Below are 13,315 nucleotides of genomic sequence, written 5' to 3'. Positions count from 1 at the left end.
CGTGCCTGGCTTGAAATAACTCACCCAAAAACGACCTCCACCTGTACTGAAAGCGCTACAGCGGAACGATATCGCTACACCCCTCTCCGATCACGGCTGTGCAAGGCTTTGATCCACCTCGGCTTTTATCCTTGACATATGCCGTATCGATTTCGCTACAGCGATTGATTTTCAGCCTTTGTCTAAACCACCTAAATCATTGATCAATAACGATAAAAACAACGTTGGCCGCGTTCTTGCTATGTAGACCTCCACAACCAGGGCATCGCCCAAGCATTCAATCGCGTCCACCAGACGAGTCTGGCCCCTTAGGAGTTTCCATGAGCGAGTTGCGTTTTACTGAAGATCACGAATGGCTGCACACCGAAGCTGACGGCAGCGTCACGGTCGGCATCACCGCTTTCGCACAGAACGCCCTGGGCGACGTGGTTTTCGTTCAACTGCCTGAGCTGCAGTCCTACGACAAAGGCGCCGAAGCCGCCACCGTGGAATCGGTAAAGGCTGCCAGCGGCGTGTACATGCCGCTGGACGGCGAAGTGCTGGAAGTGAACCCGGCGCTGGACAGCAGCCCTGAGCTGGTCAACGAAGATCCGCTGGGCGAAGGCTGGTTCTTCCGCTTCCAGCCAAGCGACGCCTCGGCAGTCGCCCAACTGCTGGATCAAGACGCCTACGACCGCCTGATCAAAGCCCAAGCCGAAGCCTGAGGAGCGCTGACATGACTCAAATCAATTTGACCACCGCCAACGAATTCATCGCCCGTCATATCGGCCCGCGCGCCGGTGACGAGCAAGCCATGCTCAACAGCCTCGGCTTCGACTCCCTGGAAGCCCTGAGCGCCAGCGTGATTCCCGACAGCATCAAGGGCACCAGCGTCCTCGGCCTGGAAGACGGCCTGAGCGAAGCCGATGCCCTGGCCCTGATCAAGTCCATCGCGACTAAAAACCAGCTGTTCAAGACCTTCATCGGCCAGGGTTACTACGGCACCCACACGCCGTCGCCGATCCTGCGCAACCTGCTGGAAAACCCGGCCTGGTACACCGCCTACACCCCGTACCAGCCAGAAATTTCCCAGGGTCGTCTCGAAGCGCTGCTGAACTTCCAGACCCTGATCAGCGACCTTACCGGCCTGCCGATCGCCAACGCCTCCCTGCTGGACGAAGCCACCGCCGCTGCCGAAGCCATGACCTTCTGCAAACGCCTGAGCAAGAACAAGGGCAGCCACGCCTTCTTCGCTTCCGTGCATTGCCACCCGCAAACCCTCGACGTGCTGCGCACCCGTGCCGAGCCTTTGGGCATCGACGTGGTGGTTGGCGACGAGCGCGAGCTGACTGACGTGACGCCGTTCTTCGGCGCGCTGCTGCAATACCCGGCGAGCAACGGTGACGTGTTCGATTACCGCGAACTGACCGAACGCTTCCACGCCGCCAACGCCCTGGTAGCCGTGGCTGCCGACCTGTTGGCTCTGACCGTGCTGACCGCACCGGGCGAATTCGGTGCCGACGTGGCCATCGGCAGTGCACAACGCTTCGGCGTGCCGCTGGGCTTCGGTGGCCCGCACGCTGCGTACTTCTCCACCAAGGATGCGTTCAAGCGCGACATGCCGGGCCGTCTGGTCGGTGTCTCCGTAGACCGTTTCGGCAACCCGGCCCTGCGCCTGGCCATGCAGACCCGCGAACAACACATCCGTCGCGAGAAAGCCACCAGCAACATCTGCACCGCGCAAGTACTGCTGGCCAACATCGCCAGCATGTATGCCGTGTACCACGGTCCGAAAGGCCTGACGCAGATCGCCAATCGTGTGCATCACCTGACTGCAATCCTGGCCAAAGGCTTGAGCACATTGGGCCTGAACGTCGAGCAAGCGAGCTTCTTCGACACCCTGACCGTGAAGACCGGTGCTCAAACCGCCGCCCTGCACGACAAGGCGTACGCCCAGCGCATCAACCTGCGCGTGGTCGATGGCGAGCGCCTGGGCCTGTCCCTGGACGAAACCACCACTCAGGCCGACGTTGAAATCCTGTGGAGCCTGCTGTCCGACGGCAAGGCCCTGCCGGACTTCGCCGCTCTCGCCGCTTCGGTCACCAGCACCATCCCGGCCGCGCTGGTACGTCAGTCGCCGATCCTCAGCCACCCGGTATTCAACCGCTATCACTCGGAAACCGAGCTGATGCGTTACCTGCGCAAACTGGCGGACAAGGACCTGGCGCTGGACCGCACCATGATCCCGCTGGGTTCGTGCACCATGAAACTCAACGCCGCCAGCGAAATGATCCCGGTGACCTGGGCCGAGTTCGGCGCCCTGCACCCGTTCGCCCCGGCCGAGCAAAGCGCCGGTTATCAGCAATTGACCGACGAGCTGGAAGCCATGCTTTGCGCTGCGACTGGCTACGACTCGGTTTCGCTGCAACCGAACGCCGGCTCCCAGGGTGAATACGCAGGTCTGCTGGCGATCCGTGCCTACCACCAGAGCCGTGGCGAAGACCGTCGCGACATCTGCCTGATCCCGTCGTCGGCCCACGGCACCAATCCCGCCACCGCACAGATGGCCGGCATGCGTGTCGTCGTCACCGCCTGCGATGCCCGCGGCAACGTCGACATCGAAGACCTGCGCGCCAAGGCCATCGAGCACCGCGAACACCTCGCCGCGCTTATGATCACCTACCCGTCGACCCACGGCGTGTTCGAAGAAGGCATCCGCGAAATCTGTGGCATCGTTCATGACAACGGCGGCCAGGTGTACATCGACGGCGCCAACATGAACGCCATGGTCGGCCTCTGCGCCCCGGGCAAGTTCGGCGGCGACGTTTCGCACCTGAACCTGCACAAGACCTTCTGCATCCCCCACGGCGGTGGCGGCCCGGGCGTCGGCCCGATCGGTGTGAAATCGCACCTGGCGCCATTCCTGCCGGGCCACGCACAGATGGAGCGCAAGGAAGGCGCCGTTTGCGCGGCACCGTTCGGCAGCGCGAGCATTCTGCCGATCACCTGGATGTACATTCGCATGATGGGTGGCGCGGGTCTCAAGCGTGCATCGCAGCTGGCGATCCTCAACGCCAACTACATTTCCCGTCGCCTCGAAGAGCACTATCCAGTGTTGTACACCGGCAGCAATGGCCTGGTGGCGCACGAGTGCATCCTCGACCTGCGTCCGCTGAAAGACAGCAGCGGCATCAGTGTCGACGACGTGGCCAAGCGCCTGATCGACTTCGGTTTCCACGCGCCGACCATGTCGTTCCCGGTAGCCGGCACGTTGATGATCGAGCCGACCGAAAGCGAATCCAAGGAAGAGCTGGACCGCTTCTGCGACGCCATGATCCGCATCCGCGAAGAAATCCGCGCAGTGGAAAACGGCACCCTGGACAAGGACGACAACCCGCTGAAAAACGCGCCGCACACCGCCAAGGAACTGGTGGGCGAGTGGGCTCACCCGTACAGCCGCGAGCAAGCGGTTTACCCGGTTGCGTCGCTGATCGAAGGCAAGTACTGGCCACCGGTCGGTCGCGTCGACAACGTGTTTGGCGACCGCAACCTGGTCTGCGCCTGCCCGTCGATCGAAAGCTACGCTTAAACCAATGAGGGGGCGGTTGATCCCGCCCCCTTTTTGCAAAAACACCACAGTCCTCTGTGGGAGCGAGCTTGCTCGCGATAGCGGTCTTTCAGTCGACATCTATGGTGAATGTCAGACCATCATCGCGAGCAAGCTCGCTCCCACAGTGAATTGCGCCAACCTCCCGATTCCGTGAATTCCCATAACAAGAAACCGGAGAACCACCATGTCGTTAAGCGTGTTCGACCTGTTCAAGATTGGCATCGGCCCCTCCAGCTCTCACACCGTCGGCCCGATGCGCGCCGCTGCGCGTTTCGTCGAAGGCCTGCGCCGTGAAGGGCTGCTGCCGGCCACCACCTGCGTCAAAGTCGAGCTGTACGGCTCGCTCGGCGCCACCGGCAAAGGCCACGGCAGTGACAAGGCCGTGCTGCTGGGCCTGGAAGGCGAGCACCCGGACACCGTGGATACGGAAACCGTCGCCGCGCGCCTGCAAGAAATCCGCGGCAACGGACGYTTGAACCTGCTCGGTGAACACAGCATTGCGTTCAACGAGAAAGAACACCTGGCGATGATTCGCAAACCGTTGGCGTATCACCCCAACGGCATGATTTTTCGCGCCTTCGACACGGCGGGCCTGCAGATCCGCAGTCGCGAATACTACTCGGTCGGCGGCGGTTTTGTGGTCGATGAGGACGCCGCCGGCGCCGACCGCATCGTCGAAGACGCCACACCCCTGACCTTCCCGTTCAAAAGCGCCAAGGATCTTCTCGGTCATTGCGTCAAATATGGGCTGTCGATCAGCCAGGTGATGCTGACCAACGAAAGCGCCTGGCGTCCGGAAGCGGAAACCCGCGCCGGCCTGTTGAAAATCTGGCAAGTGATGCAGGACTGCGTCGCCGCCGGATGCCGCAATGAAGGCATCCTGCCTGGCGGGCTGAAGGTCAAACGCCGGGCCGCCGCGCTGCATCGGCAATTGTGCAAGAACCCGGAATCGTCTTTGCGCGACCCGTTGTCGGTGCTCGACTGGGTCAATCTCTACGCGCTGGCGGTCAACGAGGAGAACGCCAACGGCGGGCGCGTCGTAACCGCGCCCACCAACGGTGCAGCGGGGATCATTCCAGCGGTGTTGCACTACTACATGCGCTTTATCCAAGGCTCCAATGACGACGGCGTGGTGCGTTTTCTGCTCACTGCCGCAGCCATCGGCATTCTGTACAAGGAAAACGCCTCGATCTCCGGCGCCGAAGTCGGCTGCCAGGGCGAAGTCGGCGTCGCCTGCTCGATGGCCGCCGGTGCCTTGTGCGAAGTGCTTGGCGGCACCGTGCAACAAGTGGAGAACGCCGCGGAAATCGGCATGGAACACAACCTCGGGCTGACCTGCGACCCGATTGGCGGGCTGGTGCAAGTGCCTTGCATCGAGCGCAACGCCATGGGCTCGGTCAAGGCCATCAATGCCGTGCGCATGGCCATGCGCGGCGACGGGCAACACTTCGTCTCCCTCGACAAGGTCATCCGTACCATGCGCCAGACCGGCGCCGACATGAAAAGCAAATACAAGGAAACCGCCCGTGGCGGTTTGGCGGTCAACATTATCGAGTGCTGAAGCGCGCTCATCTGCACCCTTCTTCAGGAGCTGAATATGTCCACCGAACAACTGTTGAAAACCCCGCTGCACGCACTGCACATCGAACTCGGCGCGCGCATGGTGCCGTTCGCCGGCTACGACATGCCCGTGCAATACCCGCTGGGCGTGATGAAAGAACACCAGCACACCCGCGACCAGGCCGGGCTGTTCGATGTCTCGCACATGGGCCAGATCCGCCTGACCGGCGCCAATGCCGCCAAGGCCCTGGAAACCCTGGTGCCGGTGGACATCATCGACCTGCCGGTGGGTATGCAGCGCTACGCCATGTTCACCAATGCGACCGGCGGCATCCTTGACGACCTGATGGTCGCCAACCTGGGTAACGAAGAACTGTTCCTGGTGGTCAACGCCGCGTGCAAGGATCAGGACCTGGCCCACCTGCGCCAGCACATTGGCGACCAGTGCACGATCGAGCCGCTGTTCGAAGAGCGCGCCCTGCTCGCCCTGCAAGGCCCGGCGGCAGTTACTGTACTGGCACGTCTGGCCCCTTCGGTTGCGAAGATGACCTTCATGCAGTTCGCCCGCGTGAAACTGCTGGGCGTGGACTGCTTTGTCAGCCGCTCGGGTTACACCGGTGAAGACGGTTTCGAAATTTCCGTGCCGGCCGTCAACGCCGAAGCCCTGGCCCGTGCGCTGCTGGCTGAAGCGGAAGTGGCTGCCATCGGCCTTGGCGCTCGCGACTCCCTGCGCCTGGAAGCGGGTTTGTGCCTGTACGGCCACGACATGAACACCGACACCACCCCAATCGAAGCGAGCCTGCTGTGGGCGATCTCCAAGCCACGTCGTGCCGATGGTGCGCGGGCTGGTGGCTTCCCGGGCGCCGAAACCGTATTCACTCAGCAACAGGCCGGTGTGAACCGCAAACGCGTCGGCCTGTTACCGCAGGAACGCACGCCAGTGCGCGAAGGCGCCGAGATCGTCAACGAAGCCGGCGACATCATCGGTAGTGTCTGCAGCGGTGGTTTCGGACCGACCCTGGGCGCGCCGCTGGCCATGGGTTATGTCGACAGCGCTTATATCGCACTGGACACACCCGTTTGGGCGATCGTTCGTGGGAAAAAGGTGCCTTTGCTTGTAAGCAAAATGCCATTTGTTCCACAACGCTACTATCGCGGCTGATTGAATGTTCCTATAAGTAACGCGGTTGCGTTAACGGTGCACTAATGTGTAACGCAACCGCCATAAAATAGTGCATTGTTTGGCTCTAAGCTTCGATTATGAACTTTGCTTATAACGATCGAAAGCAATTGAACAACGCTAGCGTATAAGGCCCCACTAGTGGACTGACTAAATGCCATCAACCTGAGGAAATACGGGGCCTTCACGGGGCTTGTTTTTTCTCCCGTAGTTGGCGTAGAGTTTGTTCACTGTGTTTGCATGGGTCGCTTGGAATCGTGACCTGGGCAGTAGCCTACAAGTTAGCTACATCCCGTTCGACGTCTTCTTACTCTCCTGCAACCAGCCCCAGTACTCTTTCATGAGAAAGAGACTGTCATTAATTTTTGCGTCAAAGGAAATAAGAAATGTCCCAACGTCAGAGCGGTACCGTCAAGTGGTTTAACGACGAGAAAGGTTTTGGTTTTATCACTCCTGAAAGCGGTCCGGATCTGTTCGTGCATTTCCGCGCCATCCAGGGCAACGGCTTCAAGAGCCTGAAAGAAGGCCAGAAAGTGACTTTCATCGCTGTGCAGGGCCAGAAAGGCATGCAGGCTGACGAAGTACAAGCGGAAGGTTAATCTTCTGTAACGAAAAAGCCCCTGATGCTGACATCAGGGGCTTTTTTGTGCGCGCAAATCCGTAAAATGGCTTCTTTTTCGCCGAGAGCCTGTCATGTCGAAACACCTGCTTACCCCCCAGGGCGATTTTCCTGCCGCTGGTCTGGGTCGCCGTCTGGCAGCCATGTTCTATGATTTCCTGCTGTGTACCGCCCTGCTGATCGTCACAAGCGGCATCTACAAGATGATCCAGATGGCGATCATCGGCGAAGAAAGGATGCGCACCCTGACCGAAGCGGGTGCGCTGGACGGTGATCCTCTGCTCTCCACAGTGCTGCTGTTCGTATTGTTCGGCTTCTTCGCCAAATTCTGGACCTGGTCTGGTCAGACCCTCGGCATGCAAGTCTGGTGCATCCGCGTGCAGAACGCCGATGGCTCATCCATCAGCCTGTGGCAAGCGCTACTGCGCTTTGTGGTGTCGCTTGCTTCGTTGCTGTGTGTTGGTCTGGGATTCTTCTGGTCGTTGTTCGACAAACAGAAACGCAGCTGGCATGACATGTATTCCAATACCGAACTGGTGCGGGTTCCGAAGAAGACCAAATAATTTCCTGACGCAGAAACCACTGTRGGAGCGAGCCTGCTCGCGATGGCGTAGTGTCAGTCAACTTCAATGGTGACTGATACACCGCTATCGCGAGCAAGCTCGCTCCCACAGTTATTTTGGGCCTGATTGAAAGATCTCAGGCGTTACCGGCCAGCTTCATCCGCGCCGCCTGGGTGAAATCAAGCATGCGCTTGAGCGGCCGGATCGCCTGAGGGATCAGCGCCGGGTCGACAAAGATCTCGTTCGACCCTTCCTTCAACGCCTTGAGCGTGCGTTCAAGGGTGTTCATGGCCATCCACGGGCAATGCGCACAACTGCGGCACGCCGCGCCGTTACCTGCCGTCGGGGCTTCGATAAAGACCTTGTCCGGGCACAGCTGCTGCATCTTGTAGAAGATGCCGCGGTCGGTCGCCACGATCAGCGTCTTGTTCGGCAGGCTCTGTGCCGCCGCGATCAACTGACTGGTGGAACCCACGGCATCGGCCAGTTCAATCACCGATGTCGGCGACTCCGGGTGCACCAGAATCGCTGCATCCGGGTACAGCGCCTTCATGTCTTCAAGCTGCTTGGACTTGAACTCTTCGTGAACGATGCAGGCACCGTCCCATAGCAACATGTCGGCACCGGTCTGGCGCTGGATGTAGGTACCCAGGTGCTTGTCCGGGCCCCAGATGATGGTCTCGCCGTTGTCCATCAGGCTCTCGACGATTTCCAGCGCACAGCTTGAAGTCACGACCCAATCCGCTCGAGCCTTTACCGCAGCGGAGGTGTTGGCGTACACCACCACCGTACGCTCCGGGTGTTGATCGCAGAACGCGGAAAACTCGTCCACCGGGCAACCCAGGTCGAGCGAACAGGTCGCTTCGAGTGTCGGCATCAGCACGYGCTTTTCCGGGTTGAGGATCTTGGCGGTCTCGCCCATGAACTTCACGCCGGCGACGACCACGGTCTTGGCTGGATGGGCATTGCCGAAGCGGGCCATCTCCAGCGAATCGGAGACACAACCGCCCGTTTCTTCGGCCAGCGCCTGAATGACAGGGTCACAATAGAAGTGGGCCACCAGCACCGCGTCCTGAGCCTTGAGCTCGGCAGCGATGGCAGCACGGTAATAAGCCTCTTCATCGGCGGTCAGCGGTTTGGGCTGTTTGGCGTCGAGGTGGGCTTGAACCAGAAGGCGTTCGGAAATCTGCGTCATGTTCGCAAGACCTGCAGGCGCATTCGCGCGAAAGTCGAGTATACACCCGGCTCCGGACCCATCGGGGTACCGCCGGGAAAGTGGGTATTCATCAGGCACGGACAGCGTTGAAGCTGGGCAAGGCTACAGAATAACCGGCGGATGCAAAAGATGATTCTGACTTGTGTCACAGGACGTAGCCCGCAGCGAGGCAAGACTGAATCGCAGGCAAAAAAAAAACCCGGAAATCCTCACTTGCGTGGGCCTTCCGGATTTTCTAAACCGCCAAAAATGGTGGGTCGTGTGGGATTCGAACCTACGACCAATTGGTTAAAAGCCAACTGCTCTACCAACTGAGCTAACGACCCGCTGTGTGGTGGCGCGTATAATACTGATTTTTAAGGACTATTCAACACCTATTTTGAAATAAATCAAAAATAAGGGGTTGGATCGCTGATTCCGGCTGCCGCAAAGCCCTCTGCACGCAGTCGGCAGCTGTCGCACTTGCCGCACGCACGGCCTTCATCGTCGGCCTGATAGCAGGAAACGGTCAGCCCGTAGTTCACGCCAAGCTTCACGCCGGCCTGAACGATCTGCGCCTTGCTGAGGTTTTGCAGGGGTGCCTGAATGCGGAAGCCATTGCCTTCCACGCCAGCTTTGGTTGCCAGGTTGGCCATGCGTTCGAACGACTCAATGAACTCGGGACGGCAGTCCGGGTAACCGGAGTAGTCCACCGCATTGACGCCGATGAAGATGTCGCGTGCACCGAGCACTTCAGCCCAGCCCAGGGCCAGGGACAGGAACACCGTGTTACGCGCAGGCACGTAAGTCACCGGAATGCCCTCACCCGCCTCTTCCGGAATGTCGATGCTGCTGTCGGTCAGCGCCGAGCCGCCCATGCCGTTCAGGTTCAGACCGATCACCTTGTGCTCGACCACACCCTGGTCCTGCGCCACACGCTCGGCGGCGTACAGTTCAGCGTGAGACCGCTGACCGTAGTCGAAGCTCATGGTGTAGCAGCTGTAGCCTTCGGCACGCGCCATGGCCACGACGGTCGCCGAGTCCAGGCCACCGGACAGCAGGATGACCGCACGTTTTTCAGCAGTATTGAGTTGTTCAGTCATTTCAGCGCCCCGGCTCGTCATTCCATAGATATTTATGCAGCTGCAATTGCAAACGCACTGGCAGATTGTCCGCCACCACCCAGTCCGCCAGGTCCCGGGCATTGAGATCATGGTGACTTGGCGAGAACAGGACTTCGCCGGCACGCAGGTCAAGACCGTACTGGATCAGCTTGGAAACGGACCAGTCATAGTCCTCCCGCGAGCAGATGACAAACTTCACCTGATCGTTGGGCGTGAGCAGCTCGATGTTTTCGTAGCGGTTACGGTGCGCTTCCTTCGAACCCGGGGTTTTCAGGTCGACAACACGACTGACCCGGGAATCTACTGCCGAGATATCAATAGAACCACTGGTTTCCAGTGACACTTCGTAACCGGCGTCACACAGACGCTTGAGCAAGGGAATGGCGTTGGGTTGCGCCAGGGGCTCGCCGCCCGTGACACAGACGTATCGCGGACGAAAACCGGCGACCTGCTCGAGGATATCGTCGAGGGTGCGGATGGTCCCGCCGGTGAACGCGTAGGCGCTGTCGCAGTATTGGCAACGCAACGGACAACCGGTCAGGCGCACAAAAACAGTGGGCAGCCCGGCAGTCCGAGTTTCACCCTGCAACGAGTAGAAAACTTCGGTGATTCTCAATGTGTCTTGCATAGTCGCCACGGGCGTAACAGCTAAACAGGCTGTCCGCCTCCGTCAGGCACTTCAAGGAACCCCGGCAATGCGCAGATCCCAAAAAGCGTGTTTCAGAAAAAGGGTGTGAATTCTAACGAAAAAACCCGCGACAAGCGCGGGTTTCTTCAAAACGGGTCAAGCAGGCTTACATTTTCTGCAGATCGCGTTGGGCCAGTTGAGCGGCGGAAGTGCCCGGATATTGCGACACAACCTGCTGCAGAATACCTTTGACCCGGTCGGTATGACCCAGGCGGCGTTCCACATCAGCGAGCTTGTACAGCGAATCAGGCACTTTGGCGTGCTTCGGATACAGCTGCGAAACCTTGGCAAATGCCTGACCTGCACCTTGCAGATCGCCTTTGGCCAGGTTTACTTCGCCCAACCAGTACTGGGCATTGCCCGCGTATTGGCTATTCGGGTATTTGCGCAGGAATGCGGCGAAAGCCTGGCTGGCCTTGTCGAAATCCTTGGCCTTGATCAGGTCGAAAGCAGCATCGTAATAGAGCTTTTCCTTCGCCGGATCTGCCGGTTCGCTACTTGCGGCGGGTGCTTGAGCAGCGGCTGCGCCAGCTGCCGCACCTGCGGCTGCGCCGGGGGCATTCAAATCACCACCGGTGGAAGAATTTTGAGGACTCGCGGCTGGTGCAACGCCGGTTCCTATGCGCCGATCAAGATCCTGGTATCGCTCCAGGTTTTCCTGCTTCATGCGCGCTACATCATTTTGCAGTTCTTCGATCACACCCTGTTGGCGCGAGATCTGTTCCTGCATTTGTTGCAGTTGGTTGAACAGCTGGCCCTGTGCCGAGACAGGAGTCGAAACCCCTCCCCCGGCATAGGCGCCGTTCGTACCGTAACCCGCAGGCGGATAACTGCTCCCGCTATTGTTATAGCCGGAGTTGTCCTCGACCACAGGAACCGCAGCCCACACCGCAAGCGGTGCGAGGCTGAGAGCCAAAACAGTTACAGCACGACGGCACGTTCGCATGACGAATTACTTACGCAGTTCGACGCGACGGTTTTGAGCCCAGGACTGCTCGTCGTTGCCGGTAGCAACTGGACGCTCTTCGCCGTAGGAAACCAGTTCCAGCTGAGCTGGGGAAACGCCTTGCAGTACCAGGTAGCGCTGAACGGCTTTCGCACGACGCTCGCCCAGTGCCATGTTGTACTCACGAGTACCACGTTCGTCGGTGTTGCCTTCCAGAACAACGCGAGCGCCGTTTGCTTTCAGGTCTTTGGCGTGAACGTCCAGAGCGCGCATGGCTTCTGGCTTCAGGTCCGAACTGTCGTATTCGAAGTAGAAAGTGGTGATAGCGCGCAGTGCAGCTTCTTCGCTCAGGGAGCCGTCAACTGCACCAGTGTTTGCGCCGTAACCAGCGTTTGGATCTACCGCGCCTTCACCGGCATTGTCGCCGCCTTTGGACGAGCAACCTACAGCTACAGCCATGGCCAGTGCCAGCGCAGCAAATTTACCAAACTTCAGCATTTCCATCGTGAAACTCCTAATGAACCCCAGTGTGTTAAGTACAACGTATAGCGCCGCGTCAGTTCAGGAAAGGGGACCAGGAAGGTTCTCTGACTTCGCCTTGTGCGGTAGGAAGCGGGAGCCTTACGCGTCCATTGATGGACACGAGCATCAAGACTCCCCGGCCCTGCTGGCGGGTGGCGTAGATTACCATGGTGCCGTTGGGCGCGACAGTGGGCGACTCGTCCAGAGTGCTATCAGTGAGGATCTTTACACTACCGCGCTGCAAATCCTGGGCCGCCACCTTGAAATTGGTGAAGCCATCCTGACGGTGAATCATGACAAGCGTCTTTTCATCAGCCGACAGTTTAGGGTTGGCGTTGTAATTACCGACGAACGTCACACGCTCTGCACCGCCACCACCCGCGCTGGTCTTGTAGATCTGCGGCTTGCCGCCACGGTCGGAAGTGAAGTAGATGGTCGAGCCATCCTTGCCCCAGAACGGTTCGGTGTTGATACCTTGACCGTTGGTGACGCGACTGATCTGACGCGAACCCAGGTTCATCACATAGATGTCTGGGTTGCCGTCTTTCGACAGTACGAACGCCAGGCGCTGACCATCCGGCGACCAGGCCGGTGCACCGTTCAGGCCTTCGAAGTTGGTGATCTGCTCACGGCGACCGGTGTCGATGTTCTGCATGAAGATGCGTGGACGCTTCTGCTCGAAGGAGACATAAGCGATGCGCTTGCCATCCGGTGCGAAACGCGGCGACAGGATCGGCTCACGCGACTGCAGCAGGGTCACGGCGCGGGCACCGTCGTAGTCCGAACGTTGCAAGGTGTAGCGAGTGTTGTTCTCGGAGAAACGCTCGGCCGTTACATACAGCAGGCGAGTCGAGAAGGCACCCTTGATACCCGTGAGTTTCTCGAACGACTGGTCAGAGATGTAGTGCGCCATATCGCGCAACTGATCGACGCCGCCCGACACGCTGCCGGTCAGCACTTGCTGCTCGGTGGCCACGTTGAACAGTGCGTATTGCACCTGCAGGCGACCGCCCGCCGGCACAATGCTGCCGACCATGACGTACTGGGCACCCAGCGCCTTGAAGTCACGGAAGATGATTTCGCTGGCCTGGCTCGGCTGGCTGATCATGTTCTGTTTTGGAAGCGGCGAGTAGTAACCCGAGTTACGCAGGTCGTTACCGATGATTTCCGCCATGTCGTCCGGCAGCACGCTACCACCCTGGAAACCGAACGGCACAACGGCGATCGGGGTCGCCCGATCGCTGCCGCTGGTAACCAGAATGTTTTTCTCATCTGCCATCGCCATCCCTGCCATGCAGCAGATAACGACCAGCATTCCTCGTAGAAGGT

Annotated in this window: 12 protein-coding genes and 1 tRNA gene; 6 read left to right on the top strand and 7 right to left on the bottom strand. The window is 59.4% G+C overall.

Annotation, left to right across the window (positions count from 1 at the left end):
* Positions 1-320: 320 nt before the first annotated feature.
* The 6 genes from gcvH to AC1DRN_RS14930 all read left to right on the top strand — a co-directional run bounded on the left by gcvH (position 321) and on the right by AC1DRN_RS14930 (position 7,511).
* Positions 321-704, top strand: coding sequence for a glycine cleavage system protein GcvH (gene gcvH, locus AC1DRN_RS14955; RefSeq protein WP_223459469.1), 384 nt, complete (start codon positions 321-323; stop codon positions 702-704).
* A gap of 11 nt (positions 705-715) precedes the next feature.
* Complete coding sequence (gene gcvP, locus AC1DRN_RS14950; protein WP_223459472.1) at positions 716-3,568, top strand: aminomethyl-transferring glycine dehydrogenase; 2,853 nt, start codon at positions 716-718, stop codon at positions 3,566-3,568.
* 205 nt (positions 3,569-3,773) lie between these two features.
* On the top strand, positions 3,774-5,150 hold the full coding sequence (locus AC1DRN_RS14945; RefSeq protein WP_223459474.1) for an L-serine ammonia-lyase: 1,377 nt from the start codon (positions 3,774-3,776) through the stop codon (positions 5,148-5,150).
* 36 nt (positions 5,151-5,186) lie between these two features.
* Positions 5,187-6,311: a glycine cleavage system aminomethyltransferase GcvT gene (gene gcvT / locus AC1DRN_RS14940; protein ID WP_223459476.1), complete on the top strand. Its 1,125-nt coding sequence runs from the start codon at positions 5,187-5,189 to the stop codon at positions 6,309-6,311.
* Positions 6,312-6,715: 404 nt separating this feature from the next.
* Positions 6,716-6,928: a cold-shock protein gene (locus AC1DRN_RS14935; RefSeq protein ID WP_007931076.1), complete on the top strand. Its 213-nt coding sequence runs from the start codon at positions 6,716-6,718 to the stop codon at positions 6,926-6,928.
* 94 nt (positions 6,929-7,022) lie between these two features.
* A complete protein-coding gene (locus AC1DRN_RS14930) occupies positions 7,023-7,511 on the top strand; it encodes an RDD family protein (protein WP_223459478.1) in 489 nt (162 codons plus the stop codon).
* Positions 7,512-7,647: 136 nt separating this feature from the next.
* Here the strand turns inward: AC1DRN_RS14930 and nadA are convergent, their stop codons facing one another.
* The 7 genes from nadA to tolB all read right to left on the bottom strand — a co-directional run bounded on the left by nadA (position 7,648) and on the right by tolB (position 13,301).
* A complete protein-coding gene (gene nadA, locus AC1DRN_RS14925) occupies positions 7,648-8,706 on the bottom strand; it encodes a quinolinate synthase NadA (protein WP_477786741.1) in 1,059 nt (352 codons plus the stop codon).
* Between the two features lie 271 nt (positions 8,707-8,977).
* A tRNA-Lys gene (locus AC1DRN_RS14920) sits at positions 8,978-9,053 on the bottom strand.
* Positions 9,054-9,116: 63 nt separating this feature from the next.
* Entirely contained in the window at positions 9,117-9,809 is a 693-nt protein-coding gene (gene queC, locus AC1DRN_RS14915; RefSeq protein WP_223459480.1) for a 7-cyano-7-deazaguanine synthase QueC, read from the bottom strand.
* Between the two features lies 1 nt (position 9,810).
* Positions 9,811-10,458, bottom strand: coding sequence for a 7-carboxy-7-deazaguanine synthase QueE (queE, locus tag AC1DRN_RS14910; RefSeq protein WP_008047363.1), 648 nt, complete (start codon positions 10,456-10,458; stop codon positions 9,811-9,813).
* A 166-nt stretch (positions 10,459-10,624) separates the two neighbouring features.
* Positions 10,625-11,464, bottom strand: coding sequence for a tol-pal system protein YbgF (gene ybgF, locus AC1DRN_RS14905; RefSeq protein ID WP_223459482.1), 840 nt, complete (start codon positions 11,462-11,464; stop codon positions 10,625-10,627).
* Positions 11,465-11,470: 6 nt separating this feature from the next.
* Positions 11,471-11,968, bottom strand: a complete 498-nt coding sequence (gene pal, locus AC1DRN_RS14900) for a peptidoglycan-associated lipoprotein Pal (RefSeq protein WP_003178634.1) — start codon at positions 11,966-11,968, stop codon at positions 11,471-11,473.
* 52 nt (positions 11,969-12,020) lie between these two features.
* Complete coding sequence (tolB, locus tag AC1DRN_RS14895; protein ID WP_223459528.1) at positions 12,021-13,301, bottom strand: Tol-Pal system beta propeller repeat protein TolB; 1,281 nt, start codon at positions 13,299-13,301, stop codon at positions 12,021-12,023.
* Positions 13,302-13,315: the final 14 nt, after the last annotated feature.

It is taken from the genome of Pseudomonas sp. P5_B3, from assembly GCF_056400405.1.
This window is presented reverse-complemented; position numbering and strand designations above follow the sequence as displayed.